The following is a 21018-nucleotide window of genomic DNA, read 5'->3' as shown; positions in this document are numbered from 1 at the left end:
TGCAGGGCCGAAGGGTAAATCTTCGTGCAAGATATACGGAGCAAATGTAGCAGGATCAATGCGGTCCAAATAGGACTGCATCATGGCCGAGACTTTCTGCTGGTCCAGTGGATCAGGAACTGCCATCTCAAGCATAAACAAAAGTGCTTCAAACGGGTTCGCTCTAAACATGATGTGGGAGAAAGATGCCGCACCAACATGCAAAACAACATTATCAATCTTTGGATTCAAAGCTGAATACACGCCGCCGAAAATCGCTCCCATACTGATGCCTAAAAAATGTAGGTTATCATCGTTGTATAAAAGCTGACCACCTTCTGGATGCTTGAACGCGTCGGCTTGAGCCAAATCACCGGACAGCGCTTCTGTAAGTGCGAGCCAGTTGATCATCGTCTGAGGCATTCTATCCGTCACTTCCATGAGCGACTCTAGATTCTTACTCATGCCTGCGGCCATCAGACCGATATCGGATCTACACATTCCCCACCAATCGATGGAGAAAACAACGCTCTCAGTAACATTCGCAATATTGCTTACCGCGCCGCCAATGCCCTCGGCGCGTTCACCAAAAAAGCCGTGTCCAAACTGCAAGACATCACCAGGCACACCCGACTCACCCACACTGCGAGGAATCCGCGCGAAGAATGGAAAGCTGATTTCGCCGTCGATTTTAACTCGGCCATTTTCGTCACGCAGTAAAAGCGCTCCCGCCTCAGCAGACTCAATCACCGCCGGGGCAGTAATAACACCAGCGATAGTTCTCCAGGCGTTACCTGAATCATGGTCTTCGAATGTTAGGCTCTCAATACGTGGTGGATTCGTTTTCATCGCCTCGAGAGCGAGTTCCCGGGCGCGTAATACATCATCCATAACGTGGGCAGTTGTCGCTGTGGTAAAATCCCAAGCAAGTTGGATATCTTCCCGGTTCACACCGGCCGCTTCAACCATTGGAAAAATTGTAGACTCGTATCGATCCATGAGTGGAACCAAAGTGTCATCCCACTTTGCAACATCATCACGCAGTCTTCTAAAGCCTTCCGGCGCCTCAATAAGGTCACCAAGCGTATCTTTAATGCCATGAATGGCCACAATGTAAGTCGTTTGCTCTTCAAGCCCGACGATAGGACGAATCACGAAAGCCTGACGCTGAGGTTCTTGCGAGCGCGGGTCCAAGTCTACGAAGTGAGCAACCAGTTCACCGGTTTCGGCGTTAATAATAAGGGTACGGTTACCGGGCTGGATTGAGGCTTCAGGGTCATCAAAAATTCCGACCAAGCCCTCGGGAGAAATCGTAGAGTCGAGCATCGTTACGATAGGCGGCGTTTTGGAGAAGCCATCAACCGCATGATCGACGTTCGCTGAATCGCCGCTTGTATTGTAAATCGCGGCGGCAGGGGGAATCTCAAGGCGTTGACCCGAAGGCATCGCGTCATCTTTCACCAGGAATACATCCGAAGGGTATGGCAAGAAGCAATCAGCACCTGCAAGCAGTGGATTGCAGCCCTCTTCTAAGATCATGGGTTCGTGCGGAGCACTTTGACATGCCTGCAACAACCAACCGGTTAATAAAATTGCGAGCACCCTAGAATGGTTGCGACGTATCCCCATGCTAATTCCCCATGATTTTCTGGCGTATGGCCATGTAGATGCAGGTAGGTAGATGTCTCCTAACTGCTGACAGCATCAGACCGCTCAAAACGGCATCCGTCAAGAGAGATTCCGGTAGGTAAAAAATAAAATGAACGGGGAATCAGCTTAAAAATTAGCCTTCCAGGGACTTTTTGAGCAATTGGTTAACCAATTGTGGATTCGCACGGCCTCCGGTCTCTTTGATGACCTGTCCGACGAAGAAACCCATCCGATTGGTCTTACCACCTCGGTACTGCGCCACTGCTTCCTCGTTGGCCGCCAGAATACGATCAACGACGGGCTGTACATCCGCAGGATCTGTGAGCTGCTTTAAGCCTTTATCGGCAACGATTTGCTCAGGTGAGCCACCCTCGTTGGTCATGCTGGCGAAAACCGTTTTAGCAATCTTCCCAGAGATATCACCGGCATCGATTAGTTTAACCAATTCTGCAACTTCAGCAGCACCAAACAAGAGTTCACTCAAAGAACCATCTTTGAGTTCCCGCATCACATCGTTGATGATCCAATTCGCAATGGCCCGGCCATTGTCGTGATGCTTCATCGCATCTTCGAAAAACTCTCTGAGTTCACAATGGCCCGCAAAAGTTTCGGCATCTGCATCGCTGATTCCATAAGCCTCCACCAACCGTTTGATCAGAGCTTCGTCTTCTGGAGAGCGAAGTTTCTCAACGGGTGCCTTCGCTTGCTCTTTAGGTTTACTCTTTTTCTGAGCCTTCTGAGCTTTCGCTTCAGGCACCTTCTGCGCCGGCGTATCCTGCTTACGTGCCCATGAATCTTTCAAAGCAACTGTTCGGTTAAAAATGAGTTTTTCATCGCTTGAATCTAAGTCACGATAGAAATAGCCCTGGCGCTCAAACTGGAACCGGTCACCTGAGGCAGTATTTTTAACACTCGGCTCAACAAAACCTTTTTGAACAGAAAGTGAGTTGGCGTTCATCGTGTCTTTAAAATCACCATCGTAAGCATCGGGCTGCTCGATACTGAAGAGTCTGTCGTAGAGACGAACCTCAGCCTCAATGGCTTCCGTAGCAGAAACCCAATGAATGGCGCCCCGAACTTTTCTACCTTCTGGATTTTTGCCCAGAGTATCAGGGTCGTAACTGCATCGAATCTCAACAACTTCACCAGCATCGTTCTTAATGACTTCGTTACAACGAATCACATAGCTATAGCGCAGCCGTACCTCGTTGCCCGGAGATAACCGATAAAACTTCTTCGGAGGATTCTCCATGAAGTCATCACGCTCGATAAATACTTCCCGCGTAAGTGGCACCTCACGTGTTCCCTCTTTGGGAATATCGTGTGGCCAGTACGGCGCCTCAAGCATTTCAACTTTGTCTTCAGGATAATTTTCAATCACAACTTTAATGGGATCCAGCACGCACATAACTCTGGGTGAACGGTGGTTTAAGTCGTCACGAATGCTGTATTCAAGCTGGGCTACATCAACCAAACTATTGGCCTTCGCTACACCGATTCGTTCGCAAAAGTCTTGAAGCGCTTCAGCGGTATAACCTCTACGACGCATGCCTGCGATGGTCGGCATCCGAGGGTCATCCCATCCCGATACGAGATTATCCTGAACCAACTCGAGAAGTTTGCGCTTGCTCATCACAGTGTATGTCAAACTAAGGCGAGCAAATTCAGTTTGCTCGGGCCTTGGCTGCGGAGCAGATACCTCGTTGAGGAACCAATTGTAGAGATCACGATTGTTTTCAAATTCAAGGGTGCAAATAGAATGCGTGATGCCCTCAATAGAGTCAGAGAGGCAATGGGCATAATCGTACATGGGATAGATGCACCATTTGTCGCCCGTGCGATGATGGTGATCATGTCGAATACGATAAAGCAGCGGGTCGCGTAATTTCATATTCGCTGCCGCCATATCACCTTTGGCTCGTAGAACGTGCTCGCCATCTTTGAACTCGCCTGCACGCATTCGCTCAAAAAGCGAAAGGTTCTCTTCGGCACTTCGGCTTCGATAGGGACTATGCTTCCCATCTTCTTTGACAGTCCCGCGGTATTCGCGAATCTCATCTTCCTTCAAACTGCAGACATAAGCCTTACCGTCTTTGATCAGCTGAAGAGCGTAGTCATACATTTTCTCGAAATAGTCTGAGGCAAAGAAGAGGTTCTCACCCCAATCGAAGCCTAACCAACGAACATCTGCCTGAATTGAATCAACGTACTCCGTGTCTTCTTTCACGGGGTTCGTGTCGTCGAAACGCAGATGGCAATGGCCATTGTATTTTTGAGCCAAGCCAAAGTTCAAACAAATCGATTTTGCATGACCAATATGAAGATAACCGTTGGGCTCGGGTGGAAATCGCGTCGTGACCTTGCCGTTGTATTTAGCAGTTTCCAGATCGCGCTCAATCATCGCACGTATAAAATTGCGTCCTTGAGTGACCTGGCTCTCGTCAGTTTCAGATTTGTTATCAGGCGTATTTTCCACAGTAGAACCTCTTCATATTGCGCCAACATTCGCGCAGGAATGCCTACCACCTGCCTATGGCTTCATCAACAACCAAATCTTAGATTTTAAGCTAAACAAGGTGTAGCCGGGCCACTTAGACGAGTGCCCACACCTGCTTTGGGCAGAGGCCCTGAGATCGCTAGATTTTCAGCATTTCTTCAGACGTGGCAAGCTTTATCCTGGAGCGGCCTTGTTCTTGGCCCTCTCTTAGCTCGTGTTGATTGATACGCTCCCACCTAGCAAAGTCTACGAAATCGACATTACGATTTTTAAGAAGCTCCACAACCGCTTCCGGACCTCGATTCGAACACGGCGCGGCTCTAACCGCATCCTCTAGCATCAACTTTACCGTTTCTTGCGCGTCAGGCTTATTGGTCCCGATAACTCCAGATGGTCCCCGTTTAATCCAGCCCGCCACATAGAGACCTGGTATCGGTGTGCCGCAGGGCTTATCGACCACTCGGCCGTTTACATTGGCCACCACTCCCCGGTCCTCATCAAAAGGTAAGCCTGCAAGCGGAGTGCCTCTGTAGCCCACTGAACGTAAGACAAGGCCACACGGGATATCATTGAACGTGTCAGTTGCAATGGATTGCACATAGCCGCCCTCCTGCTCTTCCAGACGATTGGCAACAACACGCATCCCTTCCACACGCCCTTCCCCGCTTATTTCCACTGGGGAAGTTTTGAAGAGGAAGTGTACCCTCTTTCCATTCGCTGCATGCTGGACCTTGCTAAACTTCTCGAGCACTTCAAAATTGCGCTGAGCGGCTTTATTGCGCTCAAGCTCACTAGCACTCCCAGGGTCCAGCTCTAGGTCCTCAGTTCGAACCGATGTGGTCGCTGCCTCAAAATCTCCAAATTCCTTAATCTCGTGTAGAGTAAACTTCACCTGGGCCGGCCCACGACGGGCAATAATATAAATATCTTCAACTTTAGATTCACGAAGTTGGTCCAGCGCATGACAGGCAATATCTGTGGGGCGAAGCTCGTCGGGTGTTTTGGCTAAAATACGGGCCACATCTAATGCCACATTACGAACTCCCACTACCACGACAGCCTTATGACTTAGGTCCACCTTCCAATCACGGTAGTCCGGGTGACCATTATACCAAGCCACAAACTCCCGCGCAGACACACTGCCCTCAAGTTCTTCACCGGGTACATTCAACATTCTATCGCCCTGAGTTCCCACCGAGAAAACTATCTGGTCATAATGTGATGAAAGGTCTTCGAGAGTAAGGTCAGTCCCATATTGAACATTCCCAAAATAACGGAATTTTTCATTTGACGCGATTTTGTCATAAACGCGCGTCACTGACTTAATCCTAGCATGGTCCGGTGCAACCCCATAACGCACCAATCCGAACGGGGACGGCAATCGCTCAAACATATCGACATGCACATTGATATCTTTTTGTTTAAACCATGCAGCTGCCGCATAAAAACCCGCGGGACCAGCTCCGATAATCGCAACCCGCAAACCACCCGAAAACCGAGACGCAATGTCTTCTTGTTGTGACATAGTAAACCCCTATCTCCCCATTAGACCTAACCGCCACAGTCATCTCCGGGAGACACCTTTCAGTATAGGCAAAGGCTTCTTGGTGCTCAAACCTGCAGTGATCTCAGCTATCTTTTAATGTCATCAAAAGGTGGGAAAAACCGGATAGAGATCGTCTTCAACACAGGCCTTAACTCGGGGGCAGGTCTCCAGGAATTGTGAAAATAAAGCGGCTTCCCTTGCCCAGTTCACTTTCCACCCAAATCTGTCCGTCGTGTAAGCGTAATAGCTCTCGGCTCACAGCAAGGCCCAAGCCTGCACCGCCGAAAGTACGAGTATGAGAACTGTTAACCTGAGAGAAGCTTTCAAAAATCATGTCGTGATCCACGGAGGCGATACCAATGCCTGTGTCTCGGATCTCACACCGGATAACCGGCCTTCCTTCCTCAACCATCTGACCCCATATAATATCGACCCGGCCACCTTCCGGCGTAAATTTGAGGCCGTTCTCCAAGATATTCGTTACGACTTTCGCGAGCTTTTCCCGGTCTGCGCAAAACTCTCCACTCCAATCCACCGCATTATGCGAGACGGAGATGCCCTTTTCGTGGGCACGCCTATTTGAATGGTCGAGGATATCCGTCATGAAGCCCGTGAGCTTAAACTTCGAGCAATTCAGTTGGACTGAATCGTCTCCTGAGTCGGAGAAATTAAGCACATCGTCAATGAGGTGTAGAAGCTGCGCAGCCTGTGTTTCAAGGCGCTGAAGGAAGTGTTGGTGTTCAGCATGCTCTCCTGAACAGATTACCCGGCTCGTAAAGGCCAGTCCTCCGTAGCTGCAATCGGGGCAAGTGAGAGTTTCACCTGAGTCGCCTTGACGGTCGCCTTCAAACATCGAACCACACGCCGAACAATGCCAAACAGGCACATCTTCATAGTCGCGCAGTAAGGCACTCGGAATATTACACAGAGCATTGAGAGGCGTTCGCAATTCATGGGAGATATTGGCCAAAAACTCACCTTTGATTCGGTTAGACTCTTCGGCATGCTGCAGCGCTTCCATCTGAGAACGAAGCGCTTCTTTTTCTACCCTCTTCTTCTCTTCCTTCATTGTGCGGATACGGGCCGCCAGTGAGAACGAAAGCAACAAGACGCCAAGCGCGATGCCTATTTGCAGACCGTAGGTTGTTAGGAAGGAAACCGGCAAGACTCCAAAGTTCCGTAAAATAAGAACCACGGCACCAGAGAGAAAAGTACCCCAGGCGATTAAAAAGAATTTGGCCGGTTGATAACCTTGCCGCATAACGTGGGCTGTTGTCACCAGTAAACCCGCGGCGCCCACGCCACCTAGGCCCAAACAATAAATTGCCGCAAATTTATGGGGAACGAAAAGCGGTATCACTAAACCGGGCACTGAAAGATACGCGCATCCGCGGAGAAATTTTCCCATGCGCGGCGCAAAATGGTCCGCGTTAAGAAAATTCACGACAAACCGGACGCTAACCACGACTGCCAATGACGTCAGAATAGGAACACTGCGCATCGACCACCAGGGTGATTCCGGCCACAGGTATTCAAAAGAAAACTTGTTTACATCAAGCTGGATAAGGGCAATAGACCCAATGAACAACACGTAATCAAGATAGGATGTTTCGCGAACGCCAAAGTAGATGAATAAATTGTAGAGCAGCATCACGAGCAGGATTCCGTAGAACATCCCAAAAACGAATTGCTCGTCATGGTCGTTTACCAAGAACGACTCTCGCTCCCAAAAAACCAACGGGAACTGTAATGCATTGCCGCTCTCTATTCGAATAAAGAGCTGAACCTTTTCCCCCGCCAGAACATCAACCGGGAAAACGATATTTCTGTGACGAAAGCGCCGCTGTGAATACGCAGTTCCTAGCCCTGCTGTCTGACGGTCGAGTTCAACACCGTCCATCGAAGCTAAAACGATGGTAAGTTCATCAACATGGGGCCACTTATTTTCTAAAAGCCATCTCTTGCCTTGGCCGACCTCGGCAAAATCGAGAACAAGTCGCCCCCAAAAGATGGACGTGGAGTAACCAAAATTGGGAACCTCTGAATCAGCTTTTTTCCATGTATAGACATCACCCCCAGAGCTTACCTCTGTGATTTGACCGGAAATAATTTGTTCTATGCTTAGGGTTCCATCTGGATCTTCGAGGAACTCAACTTGATGACCAATCGCTGAAGACCCATTTGGGGATACACTGAGAGTGTCAGCGAAACACCAAACTGGAGAACACCAAAGCCCTATTATGAGCATAAGGCATAAACAACTGTATCTCTTCATCTACGCCTTCCCCGGCACTTCCACTGTGATATCCTTAAATATGGTACTCCTCCGGGCAGGCCCGCACAAACCGCCAAATCAGTTTCCGGAAGAAACTGAGACACACTGCTTTAAAGGCCTGGCACAATAATCGCCGATAGTCAGGGCGACACATGCGTAAGAACTGTCATCGGCAGAATTAAAGGGTTGGCAGTCTGCCTCCACACTGCATGGCGCGTAATTGCCGCCCGCGTCCAATGCTACGTCGAGATACAAAACGATGTCGTCTGGGCGCTCGCAAACGGCTCCTGCACCGCAGTCGAGTTCAGTACCATCGGGCCTCTCACAAAATTGGAAACACAGTCCGGTTCCGCCGCCGGCATCAACGCAGAGAGCGAAAGCTGGATCGACCCCGTCAGCCAAAGGCGTTGGCTCAGCACAATATGAATGCCCATCTTCAAGGCTGCAATGATTAGCGGAATCGGCCAAACAACCTGTCCAGTCTGCCGGGTTCGACGAAAGACAGGGAGGTACCACGTCACCACAAAGCCCGTTGGGTTTGAAGCACTTATTCGCTCCGCTTGCCAATTCGGTACATTCATACCCAAGCTCACATCCAGTGTTGTCCTCACAATCGGGGCTACCGGTCTGGATGCTTCCAAAGCCCAGTGGATCCGCTAAGCAAGCTTCTGAGGCACTGCAATCAGACCCGTCACCACCGAGATCGCAGGGCACCTTGCACCGATAGGCACTGGCCACTTGAGCATCGTAATCATAAGCTGTGGGCAGACATTCAACGGCCTCTTCAAGGCACGAACGGCCATTTTCGTAGCAAGTGTCGTCGCGAGACACAGTGCGTTGAAGACAATAATTGTTGTCTACAAATTCGACACATTCGAACCCGTCTGCGCATGTTGTGACATCAGCAGCAGCGTCACAGCTACTCACGCAATAGGAGTCGGCCCCAAAGCCTATGCACTCAAGGCTATCATCACAAGTTCCCATGGTTGGTTCACCGCAGGCTCCTCCCAAAGAGATAGTCCCATAACAACCAGCCATATCGAATCCCGTACAATCGCTTGCACACCTTAGTGGTCCTAATGATGGCAATCCCAACGATTCACAGGTGGTTTCTCCCAACGTATCGACGTCACAAACTTCGTCACCCTGTAAAACACCATCGCCGCAAACAGGGACCACATCGTAAAAACACGAGCTTAAATCTAGCCGGCAGTCTTCGGCGCAGCCGAGCGTTCCCGTTGCTCCTCCGAGTAAACTGCAATCCCGACTTTGCCAATCTGTTGTAAATTCATCTCCATCGCAAAACTCGCCCCCTTCCACCGTTCCATTGCCGCAAGTGCAATCTGGGTCAGGTGTTCCAAGTGACCGACAAGTCCAAAGGCCAAGTGCTCCGTCGTAGTAATCCATGCAGATTCCATCGGCGGCGCTGCACAGATTACACTCTGTATCCGCGCTCCCGCCGAAGACATCACAACGGTCACAAGCGTCGTTGTCGTAAAAGCCAAAAGCCTCGCATAAATCTTCCCCGCATCCAGTTAAATCAAGAGTACAGTCATCGGTGCATCCTAGCGCTCCTGAGCCGAGGTTCTGCCCGAAGAAGTTATTACAGCTCCGCAGCGTTCCATCTGAGTTTAATCCAAGTAGTGTACCATCACAGGCTTCGTACCCTGTGATCTCACCATCACCGCAGATCTCTTCTACCGCCGGCGGCTCGGTCCAGCATTGTGTTTCATCAAAGGCGCTACAATCATCGGCGCAGGCCAAGCTGCCTGAAAGATAACCAAGGCTTGCACAGCTTTGTCCCGTTAAGAGCGGCCCATCGCAGACCTCACCATCATCAATAACGCTGTTGCCACAAGCGCTCTCAGCTTCGCAGGCATCCAATACATAGGCCATGCAGTCGGGTTGGCAGCCCAAGACACCACCGAGGTAACCAACCGTTTCACAGGTGACTCCCCCAAAATCATCGCCGTCGCAGAGTTCACCTTCATCGAGCACGCCGTCCCCGCAGCTACCAGAAAGCTCTGAGCAGCCTGAGGTGTCGAAACCGGAGCAATCGTTAAGGCAGAGCAGCGCCCCACTCTCGAATCCGAGTGTCTCACAGCCAGCCCCGTCCAAATCTAAACCATCGCATGTCTCACCGGCCTGAATGATATCGTCGCCGCAAATTGCCACAGATGAAGGATCTGCAGGATCGCTGGTGGAACTTGAATCGGAAGCATCCGATGGTTCTGGGGTGTCCGATGGGTCTGAGGTATCGCTCGGATCAGCGGAGTCGGCCTCGCACCCTGTTGTATCCACGATGGTACAGCTTTGATTACAGCTTAACTCACCCCCCGTAAAACCCATGTCCTGACAGGACGCGGAGCCCGACGGAAACGCTAAGCCATCACACAGTTCACCGGTTTCAATGATTCCGTTACCACAAACATTTTTAACCGAGCCGGCCTCAGTACTTTCACCACAGCCAGCCAATGGGCCTAAGATAAGGACGGCCGTCAAAAAAGAAGACCATGGGTTTGAATGACATTTCGCCTTCATCGAGACTCTCCCGCTTAGATTGCCCCATCATGAGGGGACGGTAGTGTACCCTCTGATCAAAGCGTAATCAGGCGTCTGTCGAAAGAGATTTATGGGTGGAATCTAAGGGAAGGATCATTAACAAGCTGAAAATAAAGATACACGGGTGCCCATGCAGGAGAACCTACAGGGGCAACTCAGCGGCTTGTTGGGAAATGTATAGGCGAGACAAAGAGGCAAAACCGATTCGTTGAATCGATTACTTCTTCATCTTAGCGCCGCCCTGGCGTACCTTAAAACGTGGATTGCTCTTGCAAATCACGTAGATACGTCCACGACGCTTAACAACTTTGCAGTCTTTGCTGCGATTTTTCAGACTGCCAATCGAACTTACTACTTTCATTGTAGCTCTCCTCTGTGCCTTGCAGCCCGTAAAGATGTGTGGCCGCTAGGTTTTTAAGAATCGGCTGGATATATTTTGAAGGCCCTCTTGTCAATAGCTCTCTTGACGGTTCGGGTCAGTTCCCACTTAGGCTGAGATCACTTCGACCTCGGGAGCAGCCGATTGGCTCAATCACCAAAATCAGTGATTACAGTGATTTAGAGCAGCTCTCTTGCAATTCAACCCGGCAGCCTATACCTGCCCACAGGTAAATCCAGGGTATAAGTCGCTCGTAGTAACCTCAACACGGGACATGCGCTTCTACCCAGCAACTGGCATATGCAAGAGCATTAACGCCTTTGGAGACAGCATGGAACAGCTCATTCATTTGATTCCGGGCGCGCTCCCCTACCCAAATATCGATCCCATTGCGGTCCAATTCGGTCCGCTGGCCATCCGCTGGTACTCCCTCGCCTATATTATTGGCTTGGTCGGCGGCATGGGACTTCTTTCCAAAATCGCCAAACGTGAAGACTCGGTCATTACCGAAGAGCAGGCCTGGGACTTTCTCTCATGGGCATGTATGGGCGTGATTCTCGGCGGCCGTGTGGGATACTGCTTATTCTACAAACCCGAATATTACCTCTTTAACCCACTCGAAATACTCGCAGTCTGGAAAGGTGGAATGTCCTTTCATGGCGGGGTCATAGGCTCCACCCTAGTCATCTATCTCTATGCGCGCCACGTGAAAGTACCGTTTCTTGCTCTTGCAGATATGGTCTCAAGTATCTGCTGTATCGGGCTTTTTCTGGGTAGAGTCGCAAACTTCGTCAACGGAGAACTCTACGGCCGTGTCACCGATGTAGCCTGGGCATTTGTATTTCCTCACGGCGGTCCATTACCTCGCCACCCAAGCCAACTTTATGAAGGTATTTTAGAGGGCGTCATTCTCTTTGCCATCTTGAACCTGATGCGATTTACACCTGCAGGGCTGCGACGCCACGGCCGGATGGCCGGAACATTTATGGTGGGTTATGCCCTCTCGCGCTTTATTGTTGAGTTCTTCCGAGAGCCCGACGCCCACTTAGGTATCCTGCAAACGGGTACGACGATGGGGCAGAACCTGTCCATTCCAATGGTCTTTCTTGGAATTTACTGGATAGTTCGGGCTTATCGGCGTCCTTTGGCTGATTTACCGGTCCGCGAAGTGCCCAAAGCGACCCCAAACCCCTCTAAAAAGAGCGGGAAAAAGAAAAAACGAAAAAAACGCTAAGTACCCGACCTTAAAAAAATATTTGGTCAAACTTTCAATAGACTTGCTTGAGCGATAAGGTTTACCAAATCAAGACGTTCACACGAGCGACTGCAGGGGAAATCGTATATAACTCATGGTCGACACCGGATCACACATCTATTCGCGCACGCTCGAGCCTGGAGACATCATCTTTCGTGAGGGAGATGCTGGGGATTCAGCCTACATTGTAGAAAGTGGGGCTGTTGAAATCTCTATGATTCAAAACGGTCAGCGTACAGTATTAACTCGAATTGGTGAAGGCGGTCTCTTTGGTGAGATGGCTGTCATTGATGATCAGCCAAGAACAGCCACCGTCGTGGCCCTTGAGAAAACCAATCTTGTTTCAATCTCAAGAAAACAGATCAACGAGCACCTCAACCAGGGTGACTCTGTTGTAAATCTCCTGCTCAAGGTTATCCTCACCCGTTACCGAGCCAATCTCGAAAGAACCAGCCAACCCGGAAAAGTCATTGCGCCTGCTATGCAGCCCGATTTAAACCAAAGTGGTGTTCAACTTGAATCTGCCATGAGTAAGCCCGCTGAGGCGGCAATCGAGGCGATTCGCCTGGAGGCAGATCTTAAAAACGGTATCGATAGGGGGGAGTTTGTTTGCTTCTACCAGCCCATCGTTGACCTAGAAACACGAACGACCGCCGGCTTTGAGGCACTTGTACGCTGGGAGCACCCAAAACGCGGCCTGCTCGCGCCTTTTCACTTCATCGATCTTGCCGAAAAGACTGGGCTGATTATCCCACTGGGAGACTATGTCCTCGAGCGTGCCTGCAAAGACCTGCCGGAGTTGGAAAAAGCGTGCAATCTAGGGAATACCAATGGGCGTACCGTTCGTCCCTTCGTGAGCGTCAATGTTTCCGGAAGACAACTCGGCGTTCCCGGCTACATCGATACCATTCGCCAAACGCTTCAAAGTACTCAAGCACCGCCCCACCAGATTAAGCTCGAAATCACTGAGAGCCTTTTCATGGACAGTCCGGAAGTGGCCGTGGAGTGGATTGCCCATTGTAAAGAAATGGGTATCACCATCGCCTTGGATGATTTTGGTACCGGCTTTTCCTCGCTTGGTTATCTCTACCAATTTGCAATCGACAATCTGAAAATCGACAGATGCTTCGTCACCGCCATGAGCGAAAATGAACGAGCCATGAAAGTTGTTCGAGCCATTACCGGCTTGGCGCGTGGTCTTCATTTGAGCGTGGTTGCTGAAGGTATTGAAACTCCGGAGCAAATGGAAAGCCTTGATGCTCTCGATTGCCAATATGGGCAGGGCTATCTCTTCAGTAAGCCGGTCAACTTGAATGATATCTGTGAGCTGGTCGCCAGCAGTCCTGACTGGACCTACGGACAGAAGTAATTAAGGTCTTAGCGCCTTAAAACTCCTTAAAAAGTTTCCACCTAAAATTCGCTGAATGCGCTCTTCAGACCAGTTGCGTTCCAACATCTGCGCAACCAAAACTGGGTAATGCGGATCTGATAACCCTTCCGGGGGTGAAATCATGCCATCATAGTCTGTCCCAATGGATACAAACTCATCTCCCACGACGTGGATAATATGTGCCATATGCTCGAGAATCATATTCCCATCCATGGGCCCATTCGCGCGCTTGAGAAAATTCGGTTCGAAGATAACGCCAACCGTACCGCCACTGTCTGCAATAACCTTAATCTGCTCATCCGTTAAGTTACGCCAGTGGTCACGAACGCCATCAACCCCAGTATGGGTAACAATGAGAGGCTGAGATGCATCATGACATTCAACAGCATCCCAAAAGCCTGCTTCGTTGATGTGGGCTAGATCCACAAAAATACGATGAGCATTCAAGTCACGTACAAAATCGCGCCCTGCTCCGCTTAGGCCCTCGCTCCCGCGCAGGCCCTTCAATGGGCTCGATGTAATCCCATAAAGAGAATTCGTAAGATGAACCAACGTAACCCGTGTAATGCAGTTACCAGGAATATCAGCGCAGCCACCAGGAGCTCCGGCCAATGAGTTACCACCTTGAATTGCTGGTAAACAAATGTGCTCCACTTTATCGCGAAGATCCATAAACTCTGACCATGTCGTAGCTATCTTCACACGGCCATGAGATCTCTGGACTTGATTTTCTAAAGTGGTCACGTTCTCAAGAAAAGACTGCCAGCGACGCCCCTTGGGCTTAAACGGGTTGGTCGTAATAGACCACATTGCCGCATTACAACCATTCTCTATGGCTCGGGGAAAATCGAGATGCCCCATGAATCGGCCGCCCGTGTAACTGCCTGAGTGTCGTACATTGAGGTCGTAGCCAAAGAGCCTATGGGGAATCAGCCCATCAACATGAAGATCAATGAGGTCTGAAACCTCGAGTAATTCTTTGGCCGCCTTTATTAAACCGTGGTCCATGCTTCACTCCACTTATTGCTCAAGAGCAGTCACTGCTTCCACCGGTTCAAGAGCGCTAAACCGGCCTCGTTCATCGACACTAAGCCGAGAAAGAGCAGTTTTACTATCATGGGTATAGAACAACCGGCCTCCGCGCTTGTGTAAATCCTCAAGTAATGCACGCTTTTCATCGATAAGCAGTTCCGGGTACCGGTCATAACCCATCGTAATAGGCAAGTGCACCCAAGGCGTTCCTGGAATCAAATCACCGCCAAACACCACGGGTCCATCAGGCATATCAATCTCAGTTAAAAGGAGTCCTGGAGTGTGGCCGTGACTTTCGTGAAAGCGGTACCCCTCACCCAGCACTTCAGACTGAGAACCACTTGGAACTACTTCCAACCGCCCCGATGATGCAAGCTGCGCATTCAAAATCGGAACAAATGAAGCCTTATCACGAGGGTGCGGGTTGAGGGCCCGGTCCCAAGCTTTTTCACCCACTACAAACTGCGCATTTGGAAACAAAAGCTTCGGTGACGCGTCCTCTGACCATGCAGAAAGGAGACCACCAGAATGGTCAAAGTGCAGATGAGATAGAACCACGACATCGATATCTTCGTGCGTCAGGTCATGAGCTGCCAATGAATCCAGCAAAACATGCTCAGACTCAACCACTCCAAACCGGTCCTTCATCTTAGGCTCAAAGAATGTTCCAATCCCGGCCTCAAAAAGAATCTTACGTTCAGATTCCTCAACCAATAAGCACCGGCAAGCCAACGGAATCCTGTTCTCATTGTCGCAAGGTACCCACCGCGTCCATAAAGCTTTGGGTGCATTTCCAAACATCGCACCGCCATCGAGCTTTTGGCTGTTGCCCATCAATGAGGTCATTATTCGCTTGCTAGCCTGTTTCACGGAAGTCTCCTTCTTGAGAGATTCTATGTCCCCAACCCAACAAAATCCAGTGTGAGCCGGCTTTGCCCCATTACACTTCTCGCGTGCTGGATGCCTTTACGTTACGATTTAGTTGTAATGAAGATATTTAGCAAACGTGTCATTCTAGAAGATGCATCGGGCCAGCTCATTGTGGCGCCCGCCTGCATCAGTGTTGATGGCACCTTTATCACTGATGTTGAAAAGGTTGACGAACCTCCCAGTGGCGTCGACGTTCTCGACTTTGGAGACCGGCCTATCAGCCCCGCTTTCGTGAATTGCCATACCCACCTTCCCATGAGCGCCTTTCGCGGTATCGGCGGTGTTGCCGCCCTCGCGGGCAATGTCGTTGAAGATCTGTTCTTCCGAATCGAATCATCGTTGCAAGTGGGTGATATCCGCGCCTTTACCAGAATGGGCGCTTATGAAGCACTTCTCTCAGGTACTGGTACTGTTTGGGAACATTATTATGCCGGGTTAGAGCTTGCGGATGGAATTGAGGATGTTGGTCTCAATGCGGTCATCGCCCCTACCCTCCAAGACCTAAGCGGCCCGGGCACACAATCCCTCGAAAGCCAGCTTAGTGAAACACTGGAGATACAGAGCAGGTATTCAATAGAGAGCGGTATTGCGGCCGCCCTCGGTCCCCATGCAACCGATACCGTCAGCGATGAACTTTGGAACCAAATCATAGAGCTTGCGAATACGAAGAACCTGCCCATTCACTCTCACGTGGCTCAATCCCTCGAAGAATACCAGCGCAGTGTTGAACGTTTCTCGATGTCGCCGGTGGAACGACTGGAGCGCTTGGGAGTTCTAGATGCCAAATCAGGCTCTCTCTTGGTGCACTGTCTCTTCTTTTCAAATGAAGACCTCAAGCGAATCCGGCCTCAACTTAACACGCTTGGGTTTTGCTCATTTTCACAAATGCAATATGCCTTCCCCGCTCATCTTCCCTCATGGATTGAGCATGATGTTCGGTATGTCTTAGGAACAGACTGCGGTGCATGCAACGACACCATGAACATCCAGCAAGAGCTTCGAGCCGCGGGTGGTGCACTCAGCTTCACGGTAACTCAAAGTGAAGCCCATCGGCGTTTCAGACAATCCGGTTCACTTCAAGACGCAGAGGCCGTGATGGAAGAACGAACCGCTACGCGCAACCTAGCCGCAGAGGCAATAAGTTACCCAGGTCTTCTCAAGAGTGTTTGGGGAACGGCGAGCAACATGCACCCTGATTTACCGGTTGGGAAAATACAAAACGGTTATCGAGCCAACATCGTGGTGTGGGATCCTGAGCACCCTTCACTCTGGCCCTGCCTTGACGTGCTGCAAACCTTAAGTATGGCAGATGCATCGAAAGGTATTTATCAAATGATGACATCAGGTCAGTGGCGAGGAACCGCCGGGCACTATTCTGAGAGCATCGTTGAAAGCGACGACTACAAAGAGGCGCGCACCGAGGCTTCGCTTCGTCTAGATGGCCTTCTTAAGCGTTTAAACCTTCGCTAGCACCAAGGCCAAGCCAGGCGTTACGCCGTGCCACGACTGCTTCAGAGGCATCCTCAATCAGCTCAAAATAAACGGTATCGGCTACCGGTGAACCTACCTTAAGAGTCGTGGTGACGAGTTCATCCCGGCGAAAAGCGTGCACTGATACTTCTTCCCCTACCTTAAGTGCGGCGACACGGTCTTCCAAATCGGTTCCCGTGACCCGAAGACCATCCAGCGCGACGACAACATCACCGGCTGCGAGGCCAGCGTCTTCAGCGGCGGCGCCATCGAACACGTTGAGAACTTTTGCACCAAAACCACCGGCACCCGTCCGGGCTCCAATACATCCCTGCTCGGTCACTTTTTTCTTCGAAGGCTTTCCGCCCTTGTCGGCAGAATTTTCTTGAGGGCGAACGCAGAATCGGACACCAAGAGGTTCAAGCAGCGGATTAAGTTCGATGTCGTCAGTGCCTCGTAAAGCTGAGTCGAAGAAGTCGGTGAAATCTTCACCGGCAACCTCTTGTACGATTTTCTCAACACCATCTTCAGGTACACCCACCAAAGGCTTTCCATGCCGTGCCCACAACACACGCATCACGTCATCCAAGCTTTTCTCATCTTGAGTCACGTGACGAATCTTCATGTCGAGCGCCAGCGCAACAATCGCGCCCTTGGTGTAGTAGCTAACAATCGCATTGGGCGCATTCTCATCTTGACGATAAAACTTTGTCCAGGCGTCAAAGCTGGAGTCGAACAAAGACTGCTTATGCCTACCATAGCTTCGATACACACGCGTCGCACCCCGCCCCAGTAGCTCCAGGTAGGATTCAGTATCGACCATACCACTGCGGATGAGTCCTAGGTCGTCGAAATACGAAGTTATGCCCTCAAAGGCCCAGAGAAGCGTAGTATGCGACTCTTTACTCAGATCGTAAGGAAGAAACATCGCTGGCTTAATCCGCTTCACATTCCAGGTGTGGAAATACTCATGACTACAAAGCCCGAGGAATTGCCGATAGCCTTCGGTGACCTCTTCGACTCCCTTTTGAGGTAGGTCGTCGCGTTTGCAAACCAAAGATGTAGAGCTTCTGTGCTCAAGTCCACCGTAAGCATTACCAACAGCCATCACCTGAAAAAGGTAACAATCCATCTTTGGCAACTCGCCGAACATATTGATGTGTGTTTCACAAATCTCTTTAAGGTCTGCACATAAGCGCTCGCAATCGGTGCTGTGACGACCGGTTATCGCGATGTGATGGGGAACCCCTGCTGCTTCAAAAGTTGCCAAAGTGAAATCACCCATTTCAACCGGATGATCAACGAGGTCATCGTAGTCAGGCGACTCAAACAAACCAAAGCCCCCCTCTTCACCCGTCACACGCTTTAAAGTGGTAGCAACTCGCCAGTTGACACATTTCTCATCGCTCGGTTCGATGATTTCGACAGAATGCGACTCGTTTTCCATCCCGTGGGTCATTAAACACACGCTGGTTCCATTGTAGTAACCATGGGTCTGATCCAGGTGAGCCGACCGAACCGACATGTCCCACGCGTAAACATCGTACTGCAGGGTAAGCGGACCTTTGGCACCGCGCACGGCCCAAGTGTTTCGGTCAACTTTATGCACCTCTATCGGACCAGCTTCCAAACGGGCACTGATCGGTCCTAAGCTCTTCGCGAATTCCCGCAACAAATAGCTACCAGGAATCCATGCCGGTAAAGAAAACAACTGCTCTTCGGTGTTGGGCTCTTGAACGGTCATCGTCACGTTAAACATGTGAGAAGCTGGACGGTTCATGGAAATGACAAAATGGACGCTCGCCTTAGTCATTGAGGTGACTCCTGGACAAATTGGGTTTTATAGAAAAAGTGGAAGACCGAAAGAAGTAAATTCCAAGCTGAGGGCCGACAACACAGGCACTCTCAGCAACAGCAAACCTTCGGTAATCTATAAATTCGCTCATGGTGGGTTGAAGTACCACGAATGGTCCCGGGTTCAAGGGCTAAAACACCGGTTTTGGCGTTGAAAATTATACCTTTTTCAAATTTCTCTCCAAAATCTCTCTTCCAATGTCAGAAATGAATCAGGCCACTCGAAATGCTAAATGGAGGGGCACAGGCGCAAGCACTGTGCTGGGCAACCTCCATTCTACCAGCCGGTGGATTGACCCCCAACGGCCTTGAGGAAACGATGATGAATACCCTACTCTCAACAGCACCCCCGATGGACCCCAGAGCCAGTTACACAGATATCTCCTTCACGGGCCTTAGATCTCAATATGTGCCGTCCCAGACGGTTCTCAGACGGCACCAAGCTAAAAAACAATGGAGCAGACCTTGCGGTTCATGGTCTTCCAGTGCAATGGATGCGTCGATAACCAAGCGGGAAACAGTTGTAGCGTCCTCCCTCAAGAAAACGAGCGTTGAAACAGGTGTTTCGGGTGCGAAACATTTGGTGAAAGGCAACCACGCGCGAGCCATGGAATGGAATGACGAGACACTCAATCAAGCTCTCGATGGCAATCGCCCTGCCATGCGGGAACTGGTGAAGCATCTCACGCCTGTCATCCAAGCCAGAGTCGCAAAATGCCTGATGGTCGGATCTCGTAACTTTGGTCACGACCGAGTTCGGGAAGAAGTTGCCGATATGACCCAAGAGGTCTTTGCTGCTCTTTTCGCCAATGACGCGCGCGTGCTGCGAAACTGGGAACCCACGAAAGGGCTTTCCCTGCGCAACTTTGCCGGGCTTGTGGCTCATCGCCAGGCGCTTTCAATTTTACGAACGACTAAACGTAACCCTTTCACAGAAGACCCGACGCTAGATACCGACTTCGAGTTTATGACTGAGCAAGACGAAACTCTTGAGAGTGCCACGATCAGCCGGGATTTAATCAGACAAGTCTTTCACCGCATGGATGAGCAACTTAGCCCCTTGGGCCGTCAACTCTTTAACATGGTGATTATCCAAGAGCTTGATGTCTCAGATGTGGCAACTCAAACTGGAATGTCCGACTCTGCAATCTACGCCTGGCGCAGCCGGCTGGCGAAGCATCTGAAACGAGAATATCAATCCGTCCTCTCGGAAACCTCAAGCTCTGAGCAAAGGTCTTAAAGGAGAACACCCATGCCTGATGATCAATTCATGAAGGAATTCAAAGCGGTGACCCAAGAAGAGCTGGAGAAACAGGCTCTTACGGAAGAAGATCTACTAGTCGAGCTTGCCGAAGGTACGATCTCCGAAGCAGATCTCGACAAATTGGAAGCGATGGCTACCGAAGACGAAAGTGTCGCCACAGCGATGAAGGCGTTTAATCCACTGGGAGATGATTTCGAAGACAGTCTCACCGACAGCCTCATGGCCATGGTTGGCGCAGCTGATCCAGAGCCATCGAAAGAGCCCAGCCCCGAGGTCAAGCCCTCGCCACTCAATTGGCTGCAGACACTCTTTAAATTCGAAACTCCATTGTTCGGACCAGCTCTTGCCGGCGCCGCGGCCCTGGCTATGGTCGCCGTCTTCTACCCAGGTACCGAAAGTAAGCTGGGAGGCTACAACTTAGAGGTAAGCCAGGGCGATGCCGCCATGCGCGGAGAGAACAAGGCCTCTAAAGATATACCCACGTTTAGCCAAGGCTCCCAGGTCCAACTGCTTCTCAGACCGAGTTCTCAGGGAGACGATGACTTTATGGTCCGGGTCTACCTGGCATCTGAATCCGAGTTCTCCGTTCTTCAAGTAAAGACTCAGATAAGCTCAAGCGGAGCTGTTCGCCTCAGTGGAAAAGCCGGTCTCGCATTTCCCTTAAAAGATCAGCCCTACCGAGTGCTCACGGTTTTGTCTCGATTCGAGGATACCCCCGATGAAGCGACTATCCGTCAGGCCGCCCAAGATGGGATTCGAACCCACGGCGAGCATTGGCAAATGCTCTCGACTGAAATCCTGGTGAAATAGAGCACATCAACTTCTGGCTGAAACCTGAGCGGATCGATCAGCCGATCAAAAAGTACATTATCTCAAAATTAAACTCAGCTGTGTGATGCCGATCACAGAGATGTAGGCGGGTATCGGATAGTTCC

The 21018-nt window shown here is 50.5% G+C and carries 14 protein-coding genes; 5 read left to right on the top strand and 9 right to left on the bottom strand.

Annotation, left to right across the window (positions count from 1 at the left end; all coding sequences use genetic code 11):
• The 6 genes from HOK28_11410 to rpmJ form a co-directional block, all read right to left on the bottom strand.
• Nucleotides 1-1608 (bottom strand): hypothetical protein (locus HOK28_11410; protein MBT6433693.1); only part of this gene is annotated, 1608 nt, incomplete at its 3' end.
• A 154-nt stretch (nt 1609-1762) separates the two neighbouring features.
• On the bottom strand, nt 1763-4030 hold the full coding sequence (locus HOK28_11405; GenBank protein ID MBT6433692.1) for a glutamine--tRNA ligase/YqeY domain fusion protein: 2268 nt from the start codon (nt 4028-4030) through the stop codon (nt 1763-1765).
• Nucleotides 4031-4265: 235 nt separating this feature from the next.
• A complete protein-coding gene (locus HOK28_11400; GenBank protein MBT6433691.1) occupies nt 4266-5651 on the bottom strand; it encodes an FAD-dependent oxidoreductase in 1386 nt (461 codons plus the stop codon).
• A gap of 169 nt (nt 5652-5820) precedes the next feature.
• Complete coding sequence (locus HOK28_11395) at nt 5821-7947, bottom strand: sensor histidine kinase (GenBank protein MBT6433690.1); 2127 nt, start codon at nt 7945-7947, stop codon at nt 5821-5823.
• A gap of 78 nt (nt 7948-8025) precedes the next feature.
• Nucleotides 8026-10488, bottom strand: a complete 2463-nt coding sequence (locus HOK28_11390) for a hypothetical protein (protein ID MBT6433689.1) — start codon at nt 10486-10488, stop codon at nt 8026-8028.
• 238 nt (nt 10489-10726) lie between these two features.
• Nucleotides 10727-10870 (bottom strand): 50S ribosomal protein L36, encoded by a 144-nt coding sequence (gene rpmJ, locus HOK28_11385; GenBank protein MBT6433688.1) that lies wholly within the window; start codon nt 10868-10870, stop codon nt 10727-10729.
• A 349-nt stretch (nt 10871-11219) separates the two neighbouring features.
• Here rpmJ and HOK28_11380 point away from each other — a divergent pair, with 349 nt between their 5' ends.
• Both HOK28_11380 and HOK28_11375 read left to right on the top strand, forming a co-directional pair.
• Nucleotides 11220-12122 (top strand): prolipoprotein diacylglyceryl transferase, encoded by a 903-nt coding sequence (locus HOK28_11380; GenBank protein MBT6433687.1) that lies wholly within the window; start codon nt 11220-11222, stop codon nt 12120-12122.
• A 115-nt stretch (nt 12123-12237) separates the two neighbouring features.
• On the top strand, nt 12238-13512 hold the full coding sequence (locus tag HOK28_11375) for an EAL domain-containing protein (protein MBT6433686.1): 1275 nt from the start codon (nt 12238-12240) through the stop codon (nt 13510-13512).
• On the opposite strand, the gene HOK28_11370 is transcribed toward HOK28_11375, so the two are convergent.
• On the bottom strand, nt 13513-14541 hold the full coding sequence (locus HOK28_11370) for a hypothetical protein (GenBank protein ID MBT6433685.1): 1029 nt from the start codon (nt 14539-14541) through the stop codon (nt 13513-13515). It abuts the gene before it with no gap.
• Nucleotides 14542-14553: 12 nt separating this feature from the next.
• Nucleotides 14554-15411, bottom strand: coding sequence for an MBL fold metallo-hydrolase (locus tag HOK28_11365; GenBank protein ID MBT6433684.1), 858 nt, complete (start codon nt 15409-15411; stop codon nt 14554-14556).
• A gap of 141 nt (nt 15412-15552) precedes the next feature.
• Between HOK28_11365 and HOK28_11360 the strand changes: the two genes are divergently transcribed.
• Entirely contained in the window at nt 15553-16965 is a 1413-nt protein-coding gene (locus HOK28_11360; protein MBT6433683.1) for an amidohydrolase family protein, read from the top strand.
• Here the strand turns inward: HOK28_11360 and HOK28_11355 are convergent.
• Nucleotides 16943-18778 carry a M61 family metallopeptidase gene (locus tag HOK28_11355; GenBank protein ID MBT6433682.1) on the bottom strand — a complete coding sequence of 612 codons (1836 nt, stop codon included), beginning with the start codon at nt 18776-18778 and terminating at the stop codon, nt 16943-16945. The genes HOK28_11360 and HOK28_11355 overlap by 23 nt on opposite strands.
• 360 nt (nt 18779-19138) lie before the next feature.
• Between HOK28_11355 and HOK28_11350 the strand changes: the two genes are divergently transcribed.
• Nucleotides 19139-20059, top strand: coding sequence for a sigma-70 family RNA polymerase sigma factor (locus HOK28_11350; protein ID MBT6433681.1), 921 nt, complete (start codon nt 19139-19141; stop codon nt 20057-20059).
• A gap of 12 nt (nt 20060-20071) precedes the next feature.
• Nucleotides 20072-20893 carry a hypothetical protein gene (locus HOK28_11345; GenBank protein MBT6433680.1) on the top strand — a complete coding sequence of 274 codons (822 nt, stop codon included), beginning with the start codon at nt 20072-20074 and terminating at the stop codon, nt 20891-20893.
• The last annotated feature ends 125 nt before the right edge of the window (nt 20894-21018 follow it).

The organism is Deltaproteobacteria bacterium (assembly GCA_018668695.1).
Classification (GTDB): domain Bacteria; phylum Myxococcota; class XYA12-FULL-58-9; order XYA12-FULL-58-9; family JABJBS01; genus JABJBS01.
This window is presented reverse-complemented; position numbering and strand designations above follow the sequence as displayed.

Coding starts and splice junctions, on each gene's coding strand:
- HOK28_11405 (MBT6433692.1), bottom strand. CDS start 4,030: ATGATTGAGCGCGATCTGGAAACTGCTAAATACAACGGCAAGGTCACG.
- HOK28_11400 (MBT6433691.1), bottom strand. CDS start 5,651: ATGTCACAACAAGAAGACATTGCGTCTCGGTTTTCGGGTGGTTTGCGG.
- HOK28_11395 (MBT6433690.1), bottom strand. CDS start 7,947: ATGAAGAGATACAGTTGTTTATGCCTTATGCTCATAATAGGGCTTTGG.
- HOK28_11390 (MBT6433689.1), bottom strand. CDS start 10,488: ATGAAGGCGAAATGTCATTCAAACCCATGGTCTTCTTTTTTGACGGCC.
- rpmJ (MBT6433688.1), bottom strand. CDS start 10,870: ATGAAAGTAGTAAGTTCGATTGGCAGTCTGAAAAATCGCAGCAAAGAC.
- HOK28_11380 (MBT6433687.1), top strand. CDS start 11,220: ATGGAACAGCTCATTCATTTGATTCCGGGCGCGCTCCCCTACCCAAAT.
- HOK28_11375 (MBT6433686.1), top strand. CDS start 12,238: ATGGTCGACACCGGATCACACATCTATTCGCGCACGCTCGAGCCTGGA.
- HOK28_11370 (MBT6433685.1), bottom strand. CDS start 14,541: ATGGACCACGGTTTAATAAAGGCGGCCAAAGAATTACTCGAGGTTTCA.
- HOK28_11365 (MBT6433684.1), bottom strand. CDS start 15,411: ATGACCTCATTGATGGGCAACAGCCAAAAGCTCGATGGCGGTGCGATG.
- HOK28_11360 (MBT6433683.1), top strand. CDS start 15,553: ATGAAGATATTTAGCAAACGTGTCATTCTAGAAGATGCATCGGGCCAG.
- HOK28_11355 (MBT6433682.1), bottom strand. CDS start 18,778: ATGACTAAGGCGAGCGTCCATTTTGTCATTTCCATGAACCGTCCAGCT.
- HOK28_11350 (MBT6433681.1), top strand. CDS start 19,139: ATGATGAATACCCTACTCTCAACAGCACCCCCGATGGACCCCAGAGCC.
- HOK28_11345 (MBT6433680.1), top strand. CDS start 20,072: ATGCCTGATGATCAATTCATGAAGGAATTCAAAGCGGTGACCCAAGAA.